The sequence below is a fragment of the Streptomyces sp. NPDC020597 genome (assembly GCF_044335095.1).
In the GTDB taxonomy this organism is placed as follows: Bacteria; Actinomycetota; Actinomycetes; order Streptomycetales; family Streptomycetaceae; genus Streptomyces.
On sequence record NZ_JBIRUL010000010.1, the window covers coordinates 78624 to 102388 of the forward strand.

18 protein-coding genes and 1 pseudogene are annotated in these 23765 nt (G+C 73.3%); 9 read left to right on the forward strand and 10 right to left on the reverse strand.

Translation table 11 applies throughout. The features are described from left to right. Positions 1-420 precede the first annotated feature (420 nt). Positions 421-1617 (forward strand): serine hydrolase domain-containing protein, encoded by a 1197-nt coding sequence (locus tag ACH4ZA_RS19385; protein ID WP_398430558.1) that lies wholly within the window; start codon positions 421-423, stop codon positions 1615-1617. A gap of 61 nt (positions 1618-1678) precedes the next feature. On the opposite strand, the pseudogene ACH4ZA_RS19390 reads toward ACH4ZA_RS19385, so the two are convergent. Further along, positions 1679-1883 (reverse strand): annotated as a pseudogene (locus tag ACH4ZA_RS19390) (hypothetical protein); the annotation flags it as partial. Between the two features lie 70 nt (positions 1884-1953). Beyond that, complete coding sequence (locus ACH4ZA_RS19395; protein WP_398430559.1) at positions 1954-2604, reverse strand: TetR family transcriptional regulator; 651 nt, start codon at positions 2602-2604, stop codon at positions 1954-1956. 58 nt (positions 2605-2662) lie between these two features. Here ACH4ZA_RS19395 and ACH4ZA_RS19400 point away from each other — a divergent pair, with 58 nt between their 5' ends. Then, positions 2663-3349 (forward strand): class II aldolase/adducin family protein, encoded by a 687-nt coding sequence (locus tag ACH4ZA_RS19400; RefSeq protein ID WP_398430560.1) that lies wholly within the window; start codon positions 2663-2665, stop codon positions 3347-3349. Continuing rightward, a complete protein-coding gene (locus ACH4ZA_RS19405) occupies positions 3346-4275 on the forward strand; it encodes a carbohydrate kinase family protein (protein WP_398430561.1) in 930 nt (309 codons plus the stop codon). Before ACH4ZA_RS19400 ends, ACH4ZA_RS19405 begins: the two co-directional genes overlap by 4 nt. A gap of 42 nt (positions 4276-4317) precedes the next feature. Here the strand turns inward: ACH4ZA_RS19405 and ACH4ZA_RS19410 are convergent, their stop codons facing one another. Then, entirely contained in the window at positions 4318-6912 is a 2595-nt protein-coding gene (locus tag ACH4ZA_RS19410) for a CHAT domain-containing protein (RefSeq protein ID WP_398430827.1), read from the reverse strand. A 199-nt stretch (positions 6913-7111) separates the two neighbouring features. Between ACH4ZA_RS19410 and ACH4ZA_RS19415 the strand changes: the two genes are divergently transcribed. Genes ACH4ZA_RS19415 through ACH4ZA_RS19425 form a run of 3 tightly spaced genes read left to right on the forward strand, consistent with a single transcriptional unit; the run spans position 7112 to position 9706 of the window. Continuing rightward, positions 7112-8533: a S8/S53 family peptidase gene (locus tag ACH4ZA_RS19415; RefSeq protein WP_398430562.1), complete on the forward strand. Its 1422-nt coding sequence runs from the start codon at positions 7112-7114 to the stop codon at positions 8531-8533. 7 nt (positions 8534-8540) lie between these two features. After that, positions 8541-9179 carry an RNA polymerase sigma factor gene (locus ACH4ZA_RS19420; protein WP_398430563.1) on the forward strand — a complete coding sequence of 213 codons (639 nt, stop codon included), beginning with the start codon at positions 8541-8543 and terminating at the stop codon, positions 9177-9179. A gap of 5 nt (positions 9180-9184) precedes the next feature. Then, complete coding sequence (locus ACH4ZA_RS19425) at positions 9185-9706, forward strand: hypothetical protein (protein ID WP_398430564.1); 522 nt, start codon at positions 9185-9187, stop codon at positions 9704-9706. Positions 9707-9770: 64 nt separating this feature from the next. On the opposite strand, the gene ACH4ZA_RS19430 is transcribed toward ACH4ZA_RS19425, so the two are convergent. Then, the gene (locus ACH4ZA_RS19430; protein ID WP_398430565.1) at positions 9771-10568 is read right to left on the reverse strand and encodes an N-formylglutamate amidohydrolase; all 798 of its coding nucleotides are present in this window, start codon (positions 10566-10568) and stop codon (positions 9771-9773) included. Positions 10569-10655: 87 nt separating this feature from the next. Between ACH4ZA_RS19430 and ACH4ZA_RS19435 the strand changes: the two genes are divergently transcribed. Further along, the gene (locus ACH4ZA_RS19435) at positions 10656-10997 is read left to right on the forward strand and encodes a DUF5713 family protein (protein ID WP_398430566.1); all 342 of its coding nucleotides are present in this window, start codon (positions 10656-10658) and stop codon (positions 10995-10997) included. A gap of 105 nt (positions 10998-11102) precedes the next feature. Here the strand turns inward: ACH4ZA_RS19435 and ACH4ZA_RS19440 are convergent, their stop codons facing one another. Next, a complete protein-coding gene (locus ACH4ZA_RS19440; protein ID WP_398430567.1) occupies positions 11103-13322 on the reverse strand; it encodes an NADP-dependent isocitrate dehydrogenase in 2220 nt (739 codons plus the stop codon). Positions 13323-13530: 208 nt separating this feature from the next. On the opposite strand from ACH4ZA_RS19440, the gene ACH4ZA_RS19445 reads away from it, so the two are divergent. After that, positions 13531-15078: a M1 family metallopeptidase gene (locus tag ACH4ZA_RS19445; protein WP_398430568.1), complete on the forward strand. Its 1548-nt coding sequence runs from the start codon at positions 13531-13533 to the stop codon at positions 15076-15078. Positions 15079-15093: 15 nt separating this feature from the next. Here the strand turns inward: ACH4ZA_RS19445 and ACH4ZA_RS19450 are convergent, their stop codons facing one another. Beyond that, a complete protein-coding gene (locus ACH4ZA_RS19450) occupies positions 15094-16191 on the reverse strand; it encodes a mechanosensitive ion channel family protein (RefSeq protein WP_398430569.1) in 1098 nt (365 codons plus the stop codon). A 398-nt stretch (positions 16192-16589) separates the two neighbouring features. Further along, positions 16590-17555, reverse strand: a complete 966-nt coding sequence (locus tag ACH4ZA_RS19455) for a YbhN family protein (protein WP_398430829.1) — start codon at positions 17553-17555, stop codon at positions 16590-16592. 258 nt (positions 17556-17813) lie between these two features. On the opposite strand from ACH4ZA_RS19455, the gene ACH4ZA_RS19460 reads away from it, so the two are divergent. Next, positions 17814-19694 (forward strand): ABC transporter ATP-binding protein, encoded by a 1881-nt coding sequence (locus tag ACH4ZA_RS19460; RefSeq protein WP_398430831.1) that lies wholly within the window; start codon positions 17814-17816, stop codon positions 19692-19694. 32 nt (positions 19695-19726) lie between these two features. Here the strand turns inward: ACH4ZA_RS19460 and ACH4ZA_RS19465 are convergent, their stop codons facing one another. The 3 genes from ACH4ZA_RS19465 to ACH4ZA_RS19475 all read right to left on the reverse strand — a co-directional run bounded on the left by ACH4ZA_RS19465 (position 19727) and on the right by ACH4ZA_RS19475 (position 23585). Beyond that, positions 19727-20449: a gamma-glutamyl-gamma-aminobutyrate hydrolase family protein gene (locus tag ACH4ZA_RS19465; RefSeq protein ID WP_398430570.1), complete on the reverse strand. Its 723-nt coding sequence runs from the start codon at positions 20447-20449 to the stop codon at positions 19727-19729. Then, positions 20446-21936: an aldehyde dehydrogenase gene (locus tag ACH4ZA_RS19470; protein WP_398430572.1), complete on the reverse strand. Its 1491-nt coding sequence runs from the start codon at positions 21934-21936 to the stop codon at positions 20446-20448. Before ACH4ZA_RS19470 ends, ACH4ZA_RS19465 begins: the two co-directional genes overlap by 4 nt. Before the next feature lie 191 nt (positions 21937-22127). Continuing rightward, a complete protein-coding gene (locus tag ACH4ZA_RS19475) occupies positions 22128-23585 on the reverse strand; it encodes an APC family permease (protein ID WP_398430573.1) in 1458 nt (485 codons plus the stop codon). Between the last annotated feature and the right edge of the window lie 180 nt (positions 23586-23765).

Sequence of the window (23765 nt, forward strand, 5' to 3'; positions counted from 1 at the left end):
CGGGACGTCCGTTTCCGGCACGGTCCGCAGGGTGGGTCGCGATCCGTGTGTCGCCCCCTGAGCGGCGGGGAAGGCTTCGTGGTCATGACCATTCCCGCCCCCTCCGCGGCCGTGGATGTCCTGGAACAGCTCTTGGCCGACGCCGCCCGCGGGCGGGTCGGTCCGCGTCGCCCGCGCTCATCGGTGAGACGGGTCTTGACGCGGACCGGGTGGCTGCCAAGACTGGGCTGACTCCGCAGTCAAGCCGGTCCTCGGGAGGTCGTCGGCCGGCTTGGCTGCGTGGTCCCGCCCCGGGCTGCCGGGGCCGCCCCCCGGTGGCCGGGCAGTCGGCGCAGGCCCCGTCCTCCGTCCGGGTCCGTGGCGCCGGTGCCCGGAGTGTTGACCGCCGGACCGTTGTGACAATCAGCCCATAGTGCGCGTATGACGCGTACCCGTACGGCGCTGCTCTGCGCCGCCGCCCTCCTCGCCTCGACCCTGCAGACCGCGGTCGCGGCCGCCGTCCCCGAGCGCCACGACCGCGCCTGCACCGCCACCCGCGACCCGCAGGGCAAGGCGCGCGAGGTCCTCGACATCGTCCGCAGGGCCAAGAAGGAACTCGACCTCGAGGCCGCGCTCGTCAAGGTCACGGTCGGCGGCCGCGACCTGGTCACGAGCGCCGTCGGCGAGTCCATGACGGATGTCCCCGCCACCGCCGCCATGCACTTCCGGACCGGCTCGGTCGGCATCGCCTTCATGGGCACCGTGCTGCTCCAGCTCGTCGAGGAGGGCCGGGCGGACCTCGACGACCCGGTCTCCAAGTGGCTGCCGCGCCTGCCGCACGGCGACCGGATCACCCTGCGCATGCTCGGCGACTCCACCTCGGGCCTGCACGACTACGTCCCCGACCCGGTCTTCCTCAAGAAGCTCTACGCCGACCCCTGGCGGCACTGGACGCCCGAGGAGGTCGTCGGGATCTCCCTGAGCCACCCCCTGTGGTACGCGCCGGGCACCAACTGGAGCTACTCGCACGCCAACTTCGTCCTCCTCGGCCGTGCCCTGGAGAAGATCTCCGGCACGCCGCTCGACCGCCTGCTGCGCCAGCGCGTCTACCGCCCGCTGGGCCTGCGCAACACCCGCGACAACGACACCGCGGTCATCCCGCAGCCCGTGCTGCACGCCTACGACGACGAGCGCGGCACCTACGAGGAATCCACCTACTGGAACCCGTCCTGGACCACCGCGCCCGGGGCCGTCATCACCCAGGACATCTGCGACCTCGCACGCTCCGGACAGGGCGTCGGCTCGGGTGAGCTGCTCTCGCGGCAGTCCTTCCGCACCCAGCTGAACCCGGGCACGGTCGGCCTGGGCCACCCGACCGCCACCTGCCCCGCGACGGTGTGCCTGCCCATGACCGAGGACTTCCACTTCGGCGTCGGCGTGGTCGTCAAGAACGGCTGGGTGGTGCAGAACCCGTCCTTCTTCGGCTACGCGGCCGTGATGGCGTACGAGCCGCACCAGCGGCTGTCCATCGCCGTGTCCACGACGGTGGGCCGCAACGCGCCCGGCGGCAACAACTCCCAGACGATCACCGAGCGGATCGCGAAGCTGCTGGCCCCGCAGCACCCGCTCGGCGGCTGACCCCCGCGCCCGAGCGGGCCGCGGCCCCGTCCTCCCGCGCCGGGACGGGGCCCCGGCAGTGTCACGGGAACGTGTGGACCAGCTGGATCCCGCCCACGATGTGCGCGTTGGACTCGGCCAACCCCCGTGCCGGAAGCCACAGTTCGAGAATCGTCCGGACGCCGGCCCGCTGCACGGGATATCTCCGCCGGAACTCCGTGTCGACCTCGAACCGGGTGACGTGTCCGGGCCCCGTCGTGCCTGACGTTCCAGTCCCGGACGACTCTTCGCCCCCGCAGCGGAGAAAGTCCGTGCACAGGGAGGGTCGGCACTCGTGCCGTGCCGCCTCCGGCGCCGTCACGCCCCGTCGCGCCGTGCGGTGATCGCCGCGAGGTAGGCGCGCAGCATCGTCTTCGCCTCGTCGAGCAGGAGCGCGTCCCCCTCCGGGGCGCGGCGGAACGCCTCCTGGGCGAGGGCGTCCGCGGCGAGGATCGCCGCGTGGCCCGCCCTGGCCAGGGTCTCGTCGTCGCCGGCCACCCCCAGGGCGCGCAGGACGCGGCGGATCCCGTCGGCCATCCGGCCCTTGTGCTCGCGGTCGGCGGCCCGGGTCCGCTCGGTGAGCCCGCTGCCGAACCACAGGGCGCGGAAACCGTGTTCGGTCCGGTACACCTCGGCGTACGTGTCGACCAGCACGCCCACCGGATCGTCCCACCGCTCCTGCGCCGCCGCCCGGACCAGGCCGTCCATGACGCCCTCCAGGCGGGCGAAGTACCCGGTCGCGAGAGCGTCGATGATCGCGTTCCGGTCGGGAAGGTACTGGTACAGCGAGCCGACCGACACCTTCGCCTCGGCCGCCACCCGGGTCGTGGTGAGCGCCTCGACGCCCTCCGCCACCAGGATGCGCTCGGCGGCCTCCAGCATCAGCGCCAGACGTGCCCTGCTGCGCGCCTGCCGGGGGGTGCGGCGCAGGGGAACGCCGCCGTCGGGACCCGCGGTCGCCTGGACCAAGGAACTGCCTCCGAATCTGAACGTGACTTTGTTTCACGTTTACGCTACCTTCGCGCCCATGACCGCCTCAAGCGCGACGCCGGGCCGCGAGCGGACCGCCGTGGCGGACGCCTGCCGGCGTCTGGGGGCCGAAGGCCTCCTCATCGGCACGGCAGGAAACGTGAGCGTACGCGTCGAGGACCGCGTCGCGATCACCGCGACCGGCGCCGTCCTCGCCGACCTCACCCCCGACCAGGTGACCGTGGTGGACCTGGACGGCGGGATCGTGACCGGGGACCTGCAGCCGACCTCGGAACTGGAGCTGCACCTCGGCGTCTACCGCCGCTACGGAGCCGGCGCGGTCGTCCACACCCACGCCCCGATGGCCACCGCCGTCTCCTGCGTGCTCGACGAACTGCCGTGCATCCACTACCAGCTGCTCGCCCTCGGCGGCACGGTGCGGGTCGCGCCGTACGCCACGTTCGGCACGTCCGAACTCGCCGAGTCCGTGCTCACCGCGCTCGACGGCCGCAGCGCCGCCCTGATGGCCAACCACGGCGCGCTCACCCACGCCCCGACCCTCGCCAAGGCGGTCGAGAACGCGCTGCTCCTCGAATGGGCCTGCGGCGTCTACCAGCGTGCCGCCGCCATGGGCCGGCCGCGCGTCCTCGACGAACAGCAGCAGCTCGCGGTCGTCGAGGCCGCGATCGCCCGGAACTACGGCGCCACCCACCCCGTTGCACCCGCGCAGGAGGAAGCCCGATGAAGGTCGTCACGATGGGCGTGCACGTACTCGACGTACTGGTGCGGCCGGTGCAGGAGATACCCGAGGGCCAGGGCGCGACCCTGGTGGACGACATCCGGATGACGGCCGCCGGAACCGCCGGCGGCACCGCCCTCACCCTCGCCAAGCTGGGCGCCGAGGTGCGCACGGCGGGCGCCGTCGGCTCCGACCCGACCGGCGACATGCTGATCCAGCTGCTGGAGCGGGGCGGCGTCGACACCGGTTTCCTGGTCCGCCGCACCGACACCGCCACCTCCGCGAGCGTCCTGCCGATCCGGCCCAACGGCGACCGTCCCTCGCTGCACCTGCTCGGCGCGAACATCACCTACGGCCCCGACGACGTCCCCTGGGACGCCCTCGCCGAGGCGACCCATCTGCACCTCGGCGGCCCGGAGCTGATCGGCGTCGACGCGGCGGCGCGCATCCTGTCGTACGCCAGGGAACACGGCGTCGTGACCTCCGTGGACCTGCTCGCCCCCGGCGTCCTCGGCAGCTTCGAGCAGATCGAGGGGGCCCTGCCCCACATCGACCACCTGCTGCCCAACGAGGACCAGGTGCTCGGCTTCACCGGCGAGAGCGACCTGCTCACCGGCGCCCGGAAGCTGCTGGCCGCCGGCGTGGGCGTCGTCGCCGTCACACGCGGCGGGGACGGCGCGCTCGTGGTGACGGCGGACGGCGCGGAGCCGGTGCCCGCCTTCGAGATCGACGTCGTCGACACCACCGGATGCGGCGACGCGTTCTCCGCGGGCTACCTCCGGGGCGTCGCCCTGGGCCGTGCCCCGGGCGACGCCGCCGTGCTCGGCAGCGCCGCCGCCGCGCTCGTCGCCCAGGGGCTCGGCAGCGACCACGGCGACTTCGACCTCGCCGCCGCCGACGCGTTCGCCGCGACGCACAAGACCCGCCAGTGAACCGTCCCCGGGCGCCCTGGGCGCCCGGGGACGTCGGCGCGGTCACGCGGCGCCGAACGCCGTGAACGCCCAGCCCGTCGCCTGGTGGAGGGCGTCCCCCGGGAGCGCGGCCCGCGCGTCCCGCAGGGCCTCGGCGAGGGACAGGCCGCGGCGCAGGCCCTCGTGCAGGGCCAGCATCAGGGGAACGACCGCCGCGTCGTTGACCGGTGCGCTGCTCGCGACCACGCCCGCCGTGCCCAGCGGCAGCAACGCCGTGACCAGACCGAGGAGTTCGTCCGCGCCGACCGAGGCGAGCCGGGCGGTGTCGCAGCTGGAGAGGATGATCCGGTAAGGGCTGCGGGCCAGCCGCTCGAAGTCGTGGACGATCAACGGGCCGTCCGCCATGCGCAACGAGGAGAACAGCGGGCTGTCGGCGCGGAACGTGCCGTGCGCGGCGATGTGCGCCAGCGCGGCCCCGTCCAACTCCGCCAGCACGCGCGGCACACGGGCGTCCTCGTGCTCCAGCACGACGGGCGCGCCGTACCGCCCGGCGACCTCCGGGACCTCCGCCCCGCAGGTGGCCAGCCCCGGCCCGCGCACCAGGACCTGCCGCCCGCCGGCAGGCGGCCGGGTCTCCCGGGCCCGCAGCCAGCCGCTCGCCGACGGCGACACGCTGACCACCCGCTCCCGCAGCGCGGGCAGCAGCGCCCACGGCACCCGGTGCAACCGGGCCGGCGGCACCACCACGACCGGCCCCGGCCCCAGCCGCCCGGCCGCCTCGCCGAGCAGCAGCTCCTCCAGCCGCCGTCCCATCGCCTCCACCACCGGCAGCCGTCCCTCCGCGCCGGGATGCGCCAGCCGGCGCAGCCCCGCCTGAACGTGCTCGGCCTCCCGCTCGGCGTCGGCCAGCAGCCCGGCCGCGAACCGGCGAACCCGCCCGCCCCCGCACAGCAGCACCTGCACCCGGCCGTCCAGCACGGCGAGTTCGACCAGCCGTGCCTCGCCGAGCCGGTCCAGCAGCCGCCCGGCGTCGAACCGCCCGGCGTCGAACCGGCCGCCGCCGAACCGGTCGCCGCCCCACGGCGCGACACCGCGGATGTGCAGCGTCCGGGAGCGGATCTCCCGTTCCAGACGCCGCTGTTCGCGTTCCAGCGCCGGCACCGGCCGGCCGTCCCTGCGGGCGGCCTCCGCACGCGAGGCGATCACCCGGAAAGCGGTGAGTCCGCTCAGCAGCGCAGGATCGGCGGGCGGCCGGGTCGGCGGCGCGGACAGCGCCGTGGCCCGCCAGCGCTCACTCCACGCCAGCAACTGCCGCGGCCCGCCCCGCTCCAGGCTGACCTGCTGGGCCAGTGACGCCAGCTCCGCGCCCCTCGCGGTCGCGCGGGCCCGCAGTTCAGACGCCCCCAGCGTCGTGCGGTGGTCGTCGAGCACGTCGAGGCCGCGCCGGCAGGCCTCCAGCACCCCCCGTCCGGAACCGGTGGCCCGCGCCCACAGCGCCTGGGCCGCCCAGCCCGTCACCCGGGCCAGCGGCGGACCGCTGCGCCGGCTGCGCGCCGCGATCCGCAGACACCGCTCGGCGTCCGCGGCCCGGCCGAGGTCCAGCGCGATCCGGCCCGCCAGCAGCCAGGCCTCAGGCGCCGCAGGCGCCTGGAAGGCCGCGAGCCGCTCGGCGAGCCGTGCGGCGTCCGCGACCAGGCGGCCCGACCGCCGTCCGGTCGCGGCCCGGGCCTCGATCAGCACGAGCCGGGCATGCGCCTCCCACCAGGTGCGCCGCTGTCCCGCGAAGAGCCGCTCGGCCACCGCAGCGCGGGCGATCGCCGTCGCCGGATCGTCCGCCAGCCGGGCCGCCCGCGCGGCCGTCAGCAGCAGCTCCGCCTTGCGGGTGGACTGCCCGCCGATCCCGTCGAGCACGCCGATCGCGGTGTCCGCCTCGGCCAGCGCCTCCGGGGCGAGGCCGGCCGCCATCAGGACCTCGCAGCGCCGGATGGCGAGCATGAACGTCGGTGTGCCGAGCTTGGCGTAGCGCTCCTGTGCCTCGTCGAGGAGCCGCAGCGCGGCCGGCACGTCCCCCGAGTGGAACGCGGCCAGCCCCCGGCTCTCCACCGCGTCCGCCTTGTCGTGTTCCTGGCCGGTGGTCTCCCACAGCGCCTCGGCCGCGGCGAAGTCCGCCTCGGCCCGCTCCACCGCGCCGAGGGCCAGGTGCACGGTGGCGCGCAGGGTGCGGGCGCGTGCCGTCCAGATGACGTCGTCCGCCTGGCGCAGCACCGGTATCGCCCGGCGGACGTCCTCCAGCGCCTCACGATGCCGGCCGAGCACCCACAGGGAGTAGGCCCGCCGGTAAAGCACGCGCGCGCGGGTGTGGCCCGTGCCCCGGGCGACGCCCCGCTCGAACGCGGCCATCCCCTGCCTCGTGCGGCCCGCGTGCACCAGCGCCACGCCGAGCGTGCCGAGGACGTCCGCCTCGCGCTCGGCCGAGTCCGAGCGGGCCGCGAGGTCCCGGGCGCGACGCAGATGGTCGAGGGCGAGACGGACGTCCCCCCAGTCCCGCTGCCAGATGCCGATCACCTGGTGGGCGATCGAAGCGTGCAACGGCGTCGGATCGGTGTCGAGCATTTCCTCCGCCCGCGACAACGCGTCGCCCGGGGCGGCGAAGACCATCGGCAGCAGTTCGAGAACCGAGTCGTTTCCCGCTGTCACCCCAGGGATGGTAGTGCTCGGGGCCGCACACCACACCGGTTCGCGGCGAAGGGGCGCACGGCCGCAACGGCACTGCCCCCGACCGCCGTCGCACGCCTGTATCAGACGACCGCCTCGCGGGTCACTCTGACGACCACCGGCTTGCAGGGGAGGACATGCCATGGCACCGCAGCGTTTCCACGAGCAGTTCGACCAGATCCAGCGTTCGCTGCCCGGAGTCCCGTTGGCGATGGGACCGGACGACTCCGCCGAGTTCATCTACGAGAAGGGCGTCGTCCTGGCCCGTGACGGCGAGGAGGCGCAGGTCGTCGAGGACGCCGTCCGCACGCACTTCACCGCGACCGAGGGCCTCGTCCCGGACCATGTGCGCCGCGCTGGCCCGCAGGCCAACCGGTCGGGCGTCACCCGCATCCGGGTCGGCGATCCGGGCGAGGGCGGCCGCGCCGCCGACCACGCCGTCGCGGGGGCGTTGCGCGCGCTGCGCGAGACGGAGGCGCGCGCGGGCCGCCGGCTGGTCAGCCGCAACCACGTGGTGTCGATCGCGGTGAACGCCTGCCCCGGCGACGAGCCGGTGCCCGCGCCGCGCACCGGGCCGCCCAACCCCGGGGCTGCGGCGACGGCCCACGATCCGGCGCGCGCCGTCGGCGTCCTCGTCGTCGACACCGGCCTCACGCACGACTACCGCTCCTACCCGCTGCTGGCGCACACCGGGGGCGACCTCCAGGTCAGGGAGACCGACGACGACGGCGTCCTGCAGCAGTACGTCGGCCACGGCACGTTCATCGCCGGGCTGGTCGCGGCCGTCGCGCCGAACACCGACGTCACCGTGCGCGGCACGCTCGACGACGCGGGCGCGATCCTGGAGTCGGAGTTCGGCGACAGACTCTTCGACGCCGTCGAGGACGGCTGGCCCGACATCCTCAGCCTCTCCGCGGGCACCTCCAACGGCCGTGTCGACGGGCTGCTCGGCATCGCCGCGTTCATGGACGAACTCCGCTCGCGGCACACCCTGTTGGTCGCGGCCGCCGGCAACAACGCCAGTGCGGCGCCGTTCTGGCCGGCCGCCTACGCCGCCCTCCCCGAACACGCCGACGCGGTCCTGTCGGTGGGCGCGCTGCGCGGCGACGGCGCGTTCGGCGCGTGCTTCAGCAACCACGGCCCCTGGGTGAAGGCCTACGCCCCCGGTGAGCGCCTGGTCAGCGCCCTCACCGGCTTCGGCGCGCCCGTCCCGTACGTCTACCAGCACTCCACCTACGACGCCTGCCGCTACGGCTTCTCGTACTCCTGCACCTGCCGGTCCCCGCGCCACACCGGGGTGTTGAGCGAGGCGCGGCAGGCCGCCCCGGGCAAGCCGGACCAGGTGATGTTCGAAGGGCTCGCGTCCTGGAGCGGTACGTCCTTCGCGACTCCCCTGGCCGCCGGCCTCGTCGCCGCCCACATGACCGCGAACCAGCTGACCGACCCCCGGGCCGCGGCCCGCCAACTGCTGGCGGGCAACGCCGAGTTCGCCGAGGTGCGGGGCGTCGGCGTGCCGGCCCTGCTGCCGCCCACCTGGCGGCCGGTCCCGGTCGGTCCCGCGTGAGGGCCGCATGAGGTCCGGGACGCACCCCGCCACGGCGTACGATGACAGGCCGTACACGAGGGGTGGGACGGTGGACCGTACTGAGGTCGGCGCGCTCGTCCAGTCCGCCGTCGACGGCGACGCGGCGGCCTGGAAGGCGCTGGTGGACGGGCTGAGTCCACTGGTGTGGTCGGTGGTGCGCGCCCACCGGCTCTCGGAGGCCGACGGACACGAGGTGTACCAGACCGTCTGGTTCCGCTTCGCCCAGCACCTCGGGCGGATCCGCGAGCCGCACAAGGCGGGGTCGTGGCTCGCGAGCACGGCCCGCAACGAGTGCCTGAAAGTGATCAAGGGCCTGCGTCGGCTGACCCCCACCGACGATCCTCACCTGCTCGACCGGGCCAGCGAGGACCGCACGCCCGAGCAGTCGGTGCTGGACTCCGAGGAGGCGGCCGCCCAGGGCGAGCGCGTGCGGTTCCTGTGGCAGGAGTTCGAGGCGCTCGGCGAGCGCTGCCGGCAACTGCTGCGGGTGCTGATCGCCTCGCCGCCGCCCAGCTACCAGGAGGTGTCGGCCGCCCTCGGCATCGCCGTGGGCAGCATCGGCCCGATGCGCCAGCGGTGCCTGCGCCGGCTGCGCGCCCGACTCGACGCACGGGGAGCTCGGTGAACGGCATGAACGACACGCACATGAACCCCATGGACCCCTCGAACGACGGTGAGCCGGACGACTTCTTCGGTGACGTCCCCTTCGTCGACGAGGAGTTCGACCACGACCGGATGGAGGAGGAACTCCGCGACGCCGCCGCCGTCCTGGACCCGGTGCCGGCCGGCCTGCGGCGGGCCGCCGTCGAGGCCTACGCGCTGTACGACCTCGACGCGCGGATCGCCGAGCTGACCTTCGACTCGCTGGTGGACGCGGTCCCGGTGCGAGGCGCGGTGGACGTGCCGCGGATGCTGACCTTCCACTCGGGCGGCCTCACGGTCGACGTCGAGGTGTCCGAGGACGGGCTGCTGGGACAGCTGATGCCGCCGCAGCCCGCGTCGATCGAGGTCCTGCACGGTCCCCGGGCCGGCGCCGCGCTGACCGCCGACGACCTGGGCCGCTTCGCCTCCCCCGCACCGCCCGCCGGCCCGTTCGCCCTGCGGCTGCGGACCGGCGGGGACGTGGTCGTCACGGAGTGGCTGCGCGCCTGAGACCCGTCGCCCCGCGGTGCGGCTCGTACCGGGCGGCCGTCCGGTAGCGCTCAGCCGGTGATGCTCAGCCGGTGACGGCGTCCACGAGAGCCGCGAGCGCCGACGCGAGCCGGGTGAGTCCCGGGCCGGCCGGGCCGCCCGGCTCGCTCATGTACGTGTCCCGGCGGATCTCCACCATCAGCGCGCTCACCCGGGGGTCCTTCCCGTAGTACTCGAGGGGTACGTACGTCCCCGCGAACGGGCTGTCGAGGCCCGTGTCGCCGACCTCCCCGAACGCGGTCCGCGCGGCCGCCGCCAGTTCCGGCGGGGTGTGGAAGCCGTCGGTGCCCAGGCACACCGCCGGCCGCTGCCCGTCGCCGTGCAGCTCGTAGGGGAGCGGCGCGGCCGGGTACGAGTGCACGTCGACGACGACGACCCGTCCGACGGCCGCGAGCCGTTCGCCGACCGCGTCGGCCATGGCCCGGGCGTACGGCCGGAAGTAGCGGGCGAGCAGCGGCTCGGGGTCGGTGTCCTCGTGCCGCAGCGGCTCGCGGTGCGTGGTCCGGGTGTAGACGGCGCCCATGCCGACGGCCCGCATCTCCTCTCGCTCGTCCGGGAACCGCTCCGGGTCGACGACCAGGCGCGACAGCCGGTTCACGAACCGCCAGGGCGCCTCTCCCGCCAGCCGGGCCGCCTCCGCGGCGATCCGCGCGGTGTGCGCGTCGGTGATGTGGTCCAGCTCGCGCTCCAGCGCCCCGTCGTCGAGCACGATCCCTTTGCGCACCTCGGCCGGTATCTCCCTCGCCGAGTGCGGCACATGGAGGATCACCGGCGACGCGTCGGCGCCGGGCAGGAAGGAGAAGGACGGTGCGTCACAGGTCATCTCGCGGCTCCGGGGGCGTTGTCAGTGCGATGGTGCATGATCGGTGACGCCATCACAGCACGACGGCGAACAGGGCGGGGAAGCGGCATGGCACCGACGAACGAGCAGGTCACGGAGCACGCGTTCCTCAAGACGCTGTACCGGGACGACTACTACCCGGACGCTCTGGTCGACCGGGGCCGGGAGATCCTGCTGCGGCTGTGCGGGCGCGTCGAGGCGGAGCGGCCCGCCGGACTCGACGCGCTGTACGCGCTCACTCACGCCGCCACCGAGGAGTTCAACGCCCTGCAGGACGCCTTCTGGGAGGCCGGCAGCGAGATCGAGACCGTGGCCCGGGAAGAGATAGCAGGGGACTTCCGGTTCGTCGCCGAAGCCTACGGCTTCGCGGACGCGGACGTGGAGGAGCTGATCGCCCCCCGGGACTGGTGAGCACCGGACCGGGAGCGCCGGACGCACCGCGCCCCGGCCGGTCGGAACCGGTCGGGGCGCGGCGTGCTGCCGTACGGATGCGGATGCGGCTCACGGCCGCGTGCGTCAGCTCAGCGAGGCGAGGGCCTCGTTCCAGGTGGCCGACGGCCGCATGATCGCCGCCGCCTTGGCCGGGTCGGGCTGGTAGTAGCCGCCGATGTCGGCCGGCTCGCCCTGGACGGCGTTCAGCTCGTCGATGATCGTCTGCTCGTTCGAGGCCAGGGTCTCGGCGAGCGGCGCGAAGGCCTTCGCCAGGTCGGCGTCGTCGGTCTGCGCGGCCAGTTCCTGCGCCCAGTACAGGGACAGGAAGAAGTGGCTGCCGCGGTTGTCGATGCCGCCGACGCGACGGGTCGGGGACTTGTCCTCGTTGAGGAAGGTCGCCGTGGCGCGGTCGAGGGTGTCGGCGAGGACCTTGGCCTTCGGGTTGTCGGTGGCCGTCGCGCACTGCTCGAGGGACGGGACCAGAGCGAAGAACTCACCGAGGGAGTCCCAGCGCAGGTAGTTCTCCTTGACCAGCTGCTGGACGTGCTTGGGCGCGGAGCCGCCGGCGCCCGTCTCGAACAGGCCGCCACCCGCCATCAGTGGGACGACCGACAGCATCTTGGCGCTGGTGCCCAGCTCCAGGATGGGGAAGAGGTCGGTCAGGTAGTCGCGCAGCACGTTGCCGGTCACCGAGATGGTGTTCTCGCCGCGGCGGATGCGCTCCACCGACAGCTTCGTGGCGTCGACCGGGGCGAGGACGCGGATGTCCAGGCCCTCGGTGTCGTGCTCCGCCAGGTAGGCGTTGACCTTGGCGATGAGGTTGGCGTCGTGCGCACGGGTCTCGTCCAGCCAGAACACGGCCGGGTCGCCGGTGGCGCGGGCGCGGGTGACGGCCAGCTTCACCCAGTCCTTGATCGGCGCGTCCTTGGTCTGGCAGGCGCGGAAGATGTCGCCGGCCGAGACCGTCTGCTCGATCACCGCGTTGCCGGCCTGGTCGACGAGGCGGACCGTGCCGGTGGTCGGGATCTCGAAGGTCTTGTCGTGGGAGCCGTACTCCTCGGCCTTCTGCGCCATGAGGCCGACGTTCGGGACGGAGCCCATGGTCGACGGGTCGTAGGCGCCGTGGGCGCGGCAGTCCTCGATCACGGCCTGGTAGACGCCGGCGTACGAGGAGTCCGGCAGCACCGCGAGGGTGTCGGCCTCCTGGCCGTCCGGGCCCCACATGTGGCCGGAGGTGCGGATCATGGCCGGCATCGAGGCGTCGACGATGACGTCGGACGGCACGTGCAGGTTGGTGATGCCCTTGTCGGAGTCGACCATCGCCAGGGCCGGGCCCTCGGCGAGCTCGGCGTCGAAGGAGGCCTTGATCTCGGCGCCCTCCGGGAGGGACTCCAGGCCCTTGTAGATGCCGCCCAGGCCGTCGTTCGGGGTCAGGCCGGCCGCGGCGAGGGCCTGGCCGTACTGCGCGAAGGTCTTCGGGAAGAACGCGCGGACCACGTGACCGAAGATGATCGGGTCGGAGACCTTCATCATCGTGGCCTTCAGGTGGACCGAGAACAGCACGCCCTCGGCTTTGGCCCTGGCGATCTGGGCGGTGAGGAACTCGCGCAGCGGCGCGACGTGCAGCACGGAGGCGTCGACGACCTCGCCCTCGAGGACCGGTACCGACTCGCGCAGGACCTTGGTGGTGCCGTCGTCGCCGACCAGCTCGATCCGCAGGGCGCCGGCCTCGGAGATCACGACCGACTTCTCGGTGGAGCGGAAGTCGTCCACGCCCATGGTGGCGACGGCGGTCTTCGACTCGGAGGACCAGGCGCCCATGCGGTGCGGGTGCGTCTTCGCGTAGTTCTTGACCGACGCGGGGGCGCGGCGGTCGGAGTTGCCCTCGCGCAGGACCGGGTTCACGGCGGAGCCCTTGACCTTGTCGTAACGGGCCTGGACGTCCCGCTCCTCGTCGGTCTTCGGGTCGTCCGGGTAGGCCGGCAGTGCGTAGCCCTGGCCCTGGAGCTCCGCGATCGCCGCCTTGAGCTGCGGGATCGACGCCGAGATGTTCGGCAGCTTGATGATGTTGGCCTCGGGCGTCTTCGCCAGCTCGCCGAGCTCGGTCAGCGCGTCCGGGATCCGCTGGTCCTCGGTGAGGTACTCCGGGAACACGGCGATGATGCGTCCGGCCAGCGAGATGTCCCGCGTCTGGACCGCGACACCCGCCTGCGAGGCGTACGCCTGGACCACCGGCAGGAAGGAATACGTCGCCAGGGCCGGGGCCTCGTCGGTGTGCGTGTAGATGATGGTCGAGTCAGTCACCGGGTGCTCCGCTCCACGTCTGCAACATTGCTCGACATCAAGATATCTCGTACTCGGGTCGGGCTCGACAGGGGTCTCCTCACATCCGGGACGGTCCAGGTGTCCCCGGCGTGCAACCGAAACGGCCGTTCTCGCGGTCAAGCAGGTAGATCCTCGACCTGATCCGACGGCCGGACCGACCACCCGGCCGCCCGAGCGAAAGCGGACCATGAGATATCGCAGCAGAGTGACGGCCCCGGCGGCCGCCCTGATCGGCACGGCAGCAGTCCTGGCCGGGGGAACCACGGCTCACGCGGACGGGAAGCCCGACGACGCCCCCGCCCCTGCCCCCGAGACGCTCGCCGACCCCGTCTTCCCGAACCTGGGCAACGACGGCTACCGCGTGACCGCGTACCACCTCGACGTCTCCTACGACGCGACGACCACCCTCGTCGACGCCACCGCGACCCTGGACCTGCGCACCACGCAGGCCCTCACCCGTCTCTCCCTCGACTCCCTCGGCCTCGACATACGCACCGTCCACGTCGACGGCCGCACCGCCGCCTTCGAGCTGGCGGACGAGAAGCTGCGGATCACGCCCGCCCGCCCGCTGCGCGCACGGCAGCGCGTCACCGTGTGCGTGACGTACACGGCCGACCCGCGGCGCACCCTCGCGCACACCGCCTGGGTGCCCACCCCGGACGGGTTCGCGATATGCCCCCAGCCGGACTCGGCGCACACCGTGTTCCCGTGCAACGACCACCCGTCGGACAAGGCGGACTTCACCTGCCGCATCACCGTGCCCGCCGCCCTGCGCGCCGTCGCGAGCGGCTCGCTGGTGTGCACCGAGAACCTGTCCGGCGACCGGACCGCGTACACGTACCGCTCCCGTTCGCCGATCGCCACCGAGCTCGTGCAGATCACGGTGGGCGACTACGTCGTCAAGGAGCGACAGGGTCCGCACGGCCTGCGCCTGCGCGACGTGGTGCCGGTCGCCCGCGCCGAGGCCCTGGAGCCGGCGCTCGCCCTCACCCCGGGCCTGGTCGAGTGGCTCGAGGCGCGGCTGGGCGCCTACCCCTTCGAGACGTACGGACTGCTGCCCTGCAACTCCGACGCCCCGAACGCCTTCGACTTCACCGGCCTCGAGACCCAGACCCTCACCCTCTACAAACCGAACTTCCTGCTGCAGCCGGAGCCGAAGATCGGCTCGCACATGATGCACGAGCTGGTCCACTCCTACTTCGGCAACAGCGTCAGCCCCGCCACCTGGGCCGACCTGTGGATCAACGAGGGCCACGCCGACTTCTACGGGCTGCTCTACCGCTACGAGCGCGGCTGGGCGGACTCCCTGGGGCTGACCACGTTCGAGGCCCGGATGAAGGACACCTACGCGCGCGGCGACCAGTGGCGCAAGTCCTCCGGCCCGGTCGCCGCGCCGAACGCCGCCAACCTCTTCGACAGCCAGCGCTACCTGGGCGGCGTCCTCGTCCTGTACGCGCTGCGCCAGCTCATCGGCGAGGACGCCTTCCACGCGGTCGAGCGGGCCTTCCTGGCCCGGTACCGCGACTCCTCGGCGTCGACGGAGGACTACATCGCCGTCGCCTCGCAGGTCGGCGGGCAGGACGTCTCCGGCTTCCTGCGCGACTGGCTGTACGGCACGACGACGCCGAGGATGCCCGGTCACCCCGACTGGACGGTCACCCCGGTGCCGCCGTCCCTCACCGCGCCGCGCCGGCGGTCGGACGCGCGTCGGCACGAGAACTCGGCGACGCTCTGACCCGAGTGAGCGCGGTCAGTCGTGCAGGGCGGGCGTCTCGCCCTGCACGACCCCGTCGCCGGACCGCTGCTGCGGGATGACGACGGCGCCCGACTGCAGCGCCACCGTGCGGGCGGGCGCCGGGATCCGGATGCCCTCCTCGCGGTAGCGGCGGTGCAGCCGCTTGATGAACTCGTGCTTGATCCGGTACTGGTCGCTGAACTCGCCGACGCCCAGGATCACGGTGAAGCCGATCCGCGAGTCGCCGAAGGTGTGGAAGCGGATCGCGGGCTCGTGTTCGGGCAGGGCCCCGTCCACTCCCGTCATGACCTCCGCGATGACCTCCGACGTCACCCGCTCCACCTGCTCCAGGTCGCTGTCGTAGGCCACGCCCACCTGCACCAGGACCGTCAACTGCTGTTCGGGGCGCATGTAGTTGGTCATGTTCGTCTTGGCGAGCTGGCCGTTGGGGATGACGACCAGGTTGTTGGAGAGCGCGCGCACGGTCGTCTGACGCCAGTTGATGTCCTCGACGTAGCCCTCCTCGCCGCTGCTCAGCTTGATGTAGTCACCGCGCTGGACGGTCTTGGAGGCGAGGATGTGGATGCCCGCGAAGAGGTTCGCGAGGGTGTCCTGGAGTGCGAGCGCGACCGCCAGGCCACCGACGCCGAGTGCGGTGAGCAGGGGCGCTATGGAGATGCCCAGTGTCTGCAGCATCACCAGGAAACCGATCGCCAGGACCAGGATCCGGGTGATGTTCACGAAGATGGTGGCCGACCCGGCGACGCCGGAACGCGACGACGTCACCGTCTGCACGAGTCCGGCGACGACCCGCGCCGCCGACACCGTCACCACGAAGATCAGCAGGACCGTCAGACACTGGTTGACGGTGTGCTGCACCGCCTTGGTCAGCGGCAGCACCGCGGCCGCGGCCGCCGCGCCGCCGGCGATCGCCGCCCACGGCACGACCGTGCGCAGCGCGTCCACGACGACGTCGTCGCCGGTCCACTTGGTGCGCTTGGCGTGCTTCGCCAGCCAGCGCAGCACGGTGCGCGACAGAAAGGCCGTCAGCAGACCGGTGGCCAGGGCGATTCCGGCGAGGACGCCGTCGTCGAGGGTCAGCGCACGGTTCACCGGTCACCTCCGGGAAGTCGATCCGCGGCCGACGCGGCCGCCGACGGCCGGATGTGAAGTCTCGTCACGATGTCACCTGTTCGGTTCCGGGATGTGCAATGGCGTCCCCGTCCGCTCGGGCGCCGGGGGCGCGATCGCTCATCCTGCCGTATCCGGCACGGCGGTTCGTACCGGAGCGTCCGGGCGCGTGACGGGATCGCGCCACTCGGGAGAGGTGCGCGGCCGGGGCGTAAGGAGGTACGAGGAGCCCGGGGGACCCCGGGGGAGCCGGGAGAGGCCGGCGGGGGCCGGGAAACGGGACCGCGGTCACGAACGGCCGTTGAAGCCCCGGCGCGTTGACGCGTCGGCACCGCGAGGGTGTGCGCGGGCGCGTGCGGCCGCCGGCGTCGGCGACCGGCTCAGACGATCTTCATACGGACCAGGGCCGCGAGCGTCAGCGCGCCCGGCAGCAGCGGCAGCCACACGGTGATGATGCGGTAGCCGAGGACCACGGCGGTGGCGACCGCCACCGGCCCGCCCGCCGCGACCAGCGCCACCACCAGCGCCGCCTCCACCGAGCCGATCCCGCCCGGCGCCGGCACCAGCGCGACGGCCACCGTGGCCGCCACGTACGCGACCGCCATGTGCGCCGCGGGCACCGGCAGGCGCAACGCCTGCCCCACCGCGGTGAAAGCGGCCGCCTGCAGCAGCGGGAACGCCAGCGAGCCGCCCCACAGCGCGAGCGCCCTGGCGGGCCGGGAGTGCACCGAACGCGCCTCGCCGAGCGCGGTCCGCAGGAAGGAGCACACCGTCGACCGCAGCCGCCGCACGCACGCGAGGACGCCCGCCGCGACCAGCGCCACGGCCGCGAGGGCGGCGAGCAACGGGCCGAACGACCCGCCGGGCAGCAGAGGACCGAGCCGCAGCGCGTCGGGGAAGGCGAGCAGCAGCGCGGTCAGCAGCCCCACCCGGGCCACGCCCTCCGCCAGCAGGTACAGCGCGAGGGCCGCCGAGGAGCGGGCCAGCGGCACCCCGCACACCGACATGAACCGCAGGTTGACCGCGCTCGCGCCCAGCCCCGTCGGCAGGAGGTGGTTGGCCGCGCCCGCCGCGAACTGCGCCGCCAGCAGCCGCCGTCCGGGCAGCCGCTGCACGACCGCGCCCTGCCGGGTGACGGCCGCGGCCACCCAGGTCAGACAGGTCGCCCCGACCGCCGCCAGCAGCCAGGGCCACTCGGCGCCGCGCAACTGCGCCACACCGTCGGCGAGCACGGACCGGTGCCGCACCGCGACCACGGTGACCAGCAGGAGCGGAAGCAGACACAGGAGCTGACGGACCGGCAGCCGCCGGGCCGGTCCGCGGGGGGCGAGAGGAACAGCTGTCACACCCGCCGAGGGTTCCCGCACGGGGCCAACCACCGGTTTCACCAGCGTGGACGGAACATTGCTCACGGTCATCGGGGCCTTCGTGATCGGGGGCGTGGTGCGCGCGGGCGTCGTGCGCACCACGCCCGTGCCGGGGGCCTTCGGGCAGGCGGCCTTCGTGTCGGCGCCCCGGACGGCGCCGGAGGCGTTCTGGCGGGTGGACATCGGAAAGGGCTTGACCTCAATGATGCTTGAGGTTCTACGGTCGGTCCCATGAGCATGGACGCGATCGCCATGACGCAGCTGTACAGCGTCATGAACAGCCAACAGGAACGCCGCCCCTTCGACCGCGCGACACTGCGCCGCATCGGCGTGTTCGCCCGACCGCACCGCCGCCGCATCGCCCTGTTCGTCGTGCTGGGGGTGCTGACCGCGCTGCTGGCCGTCGCCACTCCCGTACTCGCCGGGAAGGTCGTGGACGCGATCGTGTCGCACGGCGACCCGGGCACGGTCGTGCGGCTGGCGCTGCTCATCGCGGGCATCGCGGTGCTGGAGGCGGCGCTCGGCATCCTGGGCAGGAGGCTGTCGGCGACGCTCGGGGAGGGGCTCATCCTCGATCTGCGCACAGCTGTGTTCGATCATGTGCAGCGGATGCCGGTCGCGTTCTTCACACGTACCCGTACGGGAGCGCTCGTCTCCCGACTCAACAACGACGTCATCGGAGCTCAGCGCGCGTTCAGCAACACGCTCTCCGGAGTGGTCTCCAACCTGGTCACCCTGGTGCTGACCCTCGCCGTCATGCTCACCCTCTCCTGGCAGGTCACGCTGCTCGCGCTGGTCCTGCTGCCGGTGTTCGTGATCCCGGCGCGGCGGATGGGCCGGCGGATGGCCGGCATGCAGCGGGAGGCGGCCGCGCTCAACGCGTCGATGGGCACCCGGATGACCGAGCGGTTCTCCGCCCCCGGGGCCACCCTGGTCAAACTGTTCGGCCGCCCCGAGGAGGAGTCGGCCGAGTTCGCGGCCCGCGCGGCCCGGGTGCGCGACATCGGCGTCCGCACGGCCACCGCCCAGTCGGTGTTCATGACCGCCCTGACCCTCGTGTCCGCGCTGGCCCTCGCCCTGGTCTACGGTCTCGGCGGCCACCTCGCGCTGAAGGGCTCCCTCGAACCGGGCGCGGTCGTCGCCCTCGCCCTGCTGCTGACCCGCCTCTACGCCCCGCTCACCTCGCTCGCCGGCGCCCGCGTCGAGGCGATGAGCGCGCTGGTCAGCTTCGAGCGGGTCTTCGAGGTGCTCGACCTGAAGCCGCTGATCGAGGAGAAGCCGGACGCCCGCGAGGTGCCCGAGGGCCCGGTCTCCGTCGAGTTCGACGACGTCCGCTTCGGCTACCCGTCCGCCGACAAGGTCTCCCTCGCCTCGCTGGAGGAGGTCGCCGTCCTCGACTCGCGCGGCGGCGACGAGGTCCTGCACGGCGTCTCCTTCCGCGCCGACCCGGGGCAGACCGTCGCCCTCGTCGGCTCCTCCGGCGCCGGCAAGTCGACGATCGCCCAGCTCCTGCCGCGCCTCTACGACGTCGACGGGGGCGCCGTCCGCATCGGCGGCGTGGACGTCCGCGACCTCGGCGCGAGCTCCCTGCGGGCGACCCTCGGCATGGTCACCCAGGACGGCCACCTGTTCCACGACTCCGTCCGGGCCAACCTCCTGCTCGCCCGCCCGTCGGCCACCGAGGACGAGCTGTGGGACGCGCTGCGCCGCTCCCGCCTGGACGACCTCGTGCGCTCCCTGCCCGACGGGCTCGACACCGTCGTCGGCGAACGCGGCTACCGGCTCTCCGGCGGCGAACGCCAGCGCATGACGATCGCCCGGCTGCTGCTGGCCGGCCAGCGCGTCGTCATCCTGGACGAGGCCACCGCCCACCTCGACAACACCTCCGAGGCGGCCGTCCAGGAGGCCCTCGCCGAGGCGCTCGCGGAGCGCACGGCCGTCGTCATCGCGCACCGGCTGTCCACCGTCCGCGCCGCCGACCTGATCCTCGTCGTCGAGGCGGGCCGGGTCGTGGAGCGCGGCGACCACGAGCAGCTGCTGGCCGCCGGCGGACGGTACGCGGAGCTGTACCGGACCCAGTTCGACGAGCCCGCCGCGACCGAGGCGGCCGCCCTGTGACACGGCGGTGAGGGGGCGGTCTGCGGCCGCCGTCAGCGTCCGTCGCGGGCGGCCCGGACGAGGGCGTCGAAGAGGCCCTGCTGCGCCGGATCCTCGTGGGCGGTGTCCTCCGGGTGCCACTGGACTGCGGTGAACCACCCCTGACGGTCGAGGAGTTCGAGGCCCTCCACGGTGCCGTCGGCGGCGCGCGCGGTGACCGTGAGGCCCACGCCGATGCGCTCCACCCGCTGGTGGTGGTAGCAGGAGGCCTCGACCTTGCCGGCGCCGGCGGCCCGCTCCAGCAGCGAGCCGTCGCACACCGCCACCGGGTGCACCACGTGCCGGTGCTCGCGCTCCGGGCCGCCCATGTCCTGTTCCAGGGCGCCGCCGAGCGCGACGTTGACGACCTGCAGGCCCCGGCAGATCGCCAGCAGCGGCAGGCCGAGGTCCAGCGCGACGCGGGCGACCCGCAGGTCGAAGGCGTCCTGCAGCTCGTCGACGTCGTAGACGCTGTGGTGGGCGCCGGCGGCGCCGTAGCGGTGCGGGGCGAGGTCGCCGCCGCCGGGGAGCAGGACGCCGTCGAACCGGGCGAGGCGGGCCGCGACCTCCCGCTCGTCCTGGTCGGCGGGATGCAGACCGGCAGGTTCCCCGCCGGCCCGCCAGACCGCCTCGACGAGGGCCCGGGCGTTGACCTCGGCGGCGTAGCGCAGCGCGGACGTGGTCGCGCTGAAGCGGGCGGGGATCGCGACGAGGGGGCGCGGGGGCGTCGGCGTCACAGCTGGATCCAGGTGGTCTTGAGCTCGGTGTACTTCTCCAGGGCGTGCGCGGACTTGTCGCGTCCGTTGCCCGACTGCTTCATGCCGCCGAAGGGCACGGTCAGGTCGCCCTCCTCGTAGCAGTTGACCCACACCGTCCCGGCCTTGAGGGCGCGCGCCACGCGGTGGGCGGTGGACAGGTCGGAGGTCCACAGGCCGGCGGCGAGGCCGTACTCGGTGGCGTTGGCCAGCCGTACCGCCTCCTCCACGTCGTCGAAGGTCAGCACCGAGAGCACCGGCCCGAAGATCTCCTCGCGGGCGAGGCGCATGCCCGGGTCCACCTGGTCGAAGACCGTGGGGTGCAGGTAGCTGCCGCCGGTGTCGGTCAGGGCGCGGGCGCCGCCGGCCCGCAGGCGCGCGCCCTGCCCGACCCCGGCGCCGATGTGGTCGAGGACGCGCTCCAGATGCCCCTCGCCGACCAGCGCGCCCATCTCGGTCGCCGGGTCCAGGGGGTCGCCGACCCGCAGTTCGCGGGCCCGGGCCACGATCGCGTCGGTCACGCGTTCGGCGACGGAGGAGTGCACCAGCAGCCGGGAGGGGGCGGTGCACATCTCGCCCTGGTTGAAGAAGATGCCCCAGGCGGCGGTGGCGGCGGCCTTCTCCAGGTCGGGGGCGTCGGGCAGGACGATGTTCGGGGACTTGCCGCCCAGCTCCAGCCAGACGCGTTTGAGGTTGGAGTCGGCGGCGTAGCGCAGGAAGTGCCGGCCGACCGCGGTGGATCCGGTGAACGCCAGCACGTCCACGTCGGGGTGCAGGCCCAGCGCCCGGCCTGCCGTCGGGCCGTCCCCCGCGATCACGTTGAGCACGCCCGGCGGCAGCCCCGCCTCGGTGGCGATCCGCCCCAGTGCCAGGGCGGACAGCGGTGAGCTCTCCGACGGCTTCAGCACGACCGTGCAGCCCGCCGCCAGTGCCGGCGCGATCTTCCAACTCGCCAGCGTCAGGGGGAAGTTCCACGGTACGACGGCGCCCACGACACCGGCCGGCTCCCGGGTGACCAGCGCCAGGGCGTCCGGGGCGACGTGCGGCGACTCGTCGGTGAGTTTGTCCGCCAACTGCCCGTACCAGCGGAAGGTGTTGATCGCCGCGCGCAGCTCGATCCCGTACGCGTCGGTGAACGGCTTGCCCATCTCCAGGCTGACCGTCAGGGCGAGGTCCTCCCGCTGTTCCTCGAGCAGTTCGGCCATGCGCAGCAGGATCCGGCCCCGTTCGGCGGGCGCGAGCCGCGGCCAGGGCCCGGAGTCGAAGGCCCGGCGTGCGGCGGCCACGGCCAGGTCGACCTCGGCGCCGTGTGCGTCGGCGACCTCGCCGAGGACCTGTCCGTCGCGGGGTGAGACGACGGTGAACACGGCGCCCGAACCGGGCTCGTCCGCCCCGTCGATGTGGTGCTGGGCCGGCAGCCGCAGTTCCTTGGCGCGGCGCAGCAGATCGTCATGGGTGAGGGCCGGCATCTCGGCTCTCCTGTTCTCTTCTCGGTCTGCGGTCTTGTGCGTGGTGTGCGGTGGTCCGGGCCAGGGCGGCCCGCGGCCCGTGATCCCCTGCCCGAGATCCCCCGCCCGTGATCGGGCGTCCGTGATCGGGCGCCGGCGGCGGCGTCCGGGGAGTGAGGCCGCCGCCGGCCGTTCACGGGGGACGCCGGGGGTCAGGCGGTGGGGGCGTGCCTGCCGCGGGTCAGCCGTGCCACGCACAGCCCGAGGACCAGCACCGCCGGGACGGTCAGCTGGAGCCAGACGGCCGTGGCCCGGTCGCCCCCGATGAGCGTGGTGAAGTTCTCGATGATCAGCCAGATGGCGCCCGCGATGCCGAGTGCGCCCAGCACCGGTGCGACCAGGGTGTTCCAGGTCCGGGTGTCGGCCCGGGAACGGCGGAAGAAGACGACCACGGAGACGGAGGTCAGGAAGTACAGGAGCATCATCGCCAGTACGGCGACTCCGCTGAACCAGGAGAACAGCGTCAGCACGGGGTCCTTGCCGAGCAGTGCGAACGGGACGACCAGCACCGCCGCGATCACCGTCTGCACGGCACCGGCCGCCCAGGGGGAGTGGCGCCGGTTGAGCCTGGTCAGCCGGTGCGGCAGCAGTCCCTCACGGCCGAGGGAGAACAGATAGCGGTTGGCGGAGTTGTGGAACGCCAGGATCCCGGCGAACAGCGAGGTGGCCAGCAGGACCGGCAGCACGTCGCCGGCCCAGGAGCCGAACAGCGCGGTGATCGGCGCGAAGACCCACGACGTCGCGTCACCGGATTCCAGCGCCTTGCCCGCCTGCGCCGTCGCCGCGGACGGACCGTGCGCCGAGACCAGCATCCACGAGGTGAAGGCGAAGAAGCCGGTGACGACCGCGACCGACAGATAGGTGGCACGCGGCACGGTCCTGCGGGGCTCGCGGGCCTCCTCGCCGTAGATGGCGGTGGCCTCGAAGCCGAACATCGACGCCACGGCGAACATCAGCGCCACGCCGGGAGCGCCCTGGAGCGCGGCGTGCGGTGAGAAGCTGGCGCCGAAGCCGAGGCCCTCGGGGCCGCCGCCCTTGAAGAAGGTCACGAGGGCGAACACGATGAGGATGCTGAACTCCGCGAGGACGAAGACGGCCAGCAGCTTCGCGCCCATCTCGATCCCGGCCGCGCCGAGTACCTGGACGACGGCCATGGTGAGCAGCGTCCAGACCCACCAGGCGAGGTGCACGTCGGTGTAGTACGCGACGAGGCCGCCGACGGTCGCGCCGTAGAGGCCGTACATGGCGGCCTGGATGGCGCAGTAGGCGAAGAGGGCGACGGCGGCGCTGCCGGAGCCGGCCGAGCGGCCCAGGCCCTTGCCGATGTAGGTGTAGAAGGCGCCGGCGTCCACCACGTGGCGGCCCATGGCGACGAAGCCGATGGAGAACAGCAGGACCATGACGCCGGCGCCGAGGTACGCGGCGGGCGCGCCCGCCCCGTTGCCGATGGCGACGGCGATGGGGACGGCCCCGGCGATGCCGGTCAGCGGGGCCTGGGCGGAGAGGACGAAGAACAGGATGCCCAGGACGCCGAGGGAATCGGGCTTGAGTCTGCCTGCCGTGCTTGCGTCGTGCGGGGAGTGCGGGGCGACCGCCGTCTGACTGTCCACTCGGATCACCTGTCGGGGACGGGAAGGGATGGGAGTTTGTTTTGAGCCAAACGAGTTGCCTCATGGTGGTCGTGAACTATCCGTTTGGCAAGGCTCTGCGGAAAGATTTCCGCCCCGGCGCGGAACGTCGCGGCACCCGGCCGGGCGCCGCCCGTCTCAGGCGTGCGCGGGCGACCGACG

Excerpts from the sequence above, each read along its gene's own strand:
- ACH4ZA_RS19430 (WP_398430565.1), bottom strand. The coding sequence starts at position 10,568 with ATGACCTGTGACGCACCGTCCTTCTCCTTCCTGCCCGGCGCCGACGCG.
- ACH4ZA_RS19410 (WP_398430827.1), bottom strand. The coding sequence starts at position 6,912 with ATGGTCTTCGCCGCCCCGGGCGACGCGTTGTCGCGGGCGGAGGAAATG.
- ACH4ZA_RS19445 (WP_398430568.1), top strand. The coding sequence starts at position 13,531 with ATGAGATATCGCAGCAGAGTGACGGCCCCGGCGGCCGCCCTGATCGGC.
- ACH4ZA_RS19400 (WP_398430560.1), top strand. The coding sequence starts at position 2,663 with ATGACCGCCTCAAGCGCGACGCCGGGCCGCGAGCGGACCGCCGTGGCG.
- ACH4ZA_RS19425 (WP_398430564.1), top strand. The coding sequence starts at position 9,185 with ATGAACGACACGCACATGAACCCCATGGACCCCTCGAACGACGGTGAG.
- ACH4ZA_RS19435 (WP_398430566.1), top strand. The coding sequence starts at position 10,656 with ATGGCACCGACGAACGAGCAGGTCACGGAGCACGCGTTCCTCAAGACG.
- ACH4ZA_RS19385 (WP_398430558.1), top strand. The coding sequence starts at position 421 with ATGACGCGTACCCGTACGGCGCTGCTCTGCGCCGCCGCCCTCCTCGCC.
- ACH4ZA_RS19420 (WP_398430563.1), top strand. The coding sequence starts at position 8,541 with ATGAGGTCCGGGACGCACCCCGCCACGGCGTACGATGACAGGCCGTAC.
- ACH4ZA_RS19460 (WP_398430831.1), top strand. The coding sequence starts at position 17,814 with ATGGACGCGATCGCCATGACGCAGCTGTACAGCGTCATGAACAGCCAA.
- ACH4ZA_RS19405 (WP_398430561.1), top strand. The coding sequence starts at position 3,346 with ATGAAGGTCGTCACGATGGGCGTGCACGTACTCGACGTACTGGTGCGG.
- ACH4ZA_RS19415 (WP_398430562.1), top strand. The coding sequence starts at position 7,112 with ATGGCACCGCAGCGTTTCCACGAGCAGTTCGACCAGATCCAGCGTTCG.
- ACH4ZA_RS19470 (WP_398430572.1), bottom strand. The coding sequence starts at position 21,936 with ATGCCGGCCCTCACCCATGACGATCTGCTGCGCCGCGCCAAGGAACTG.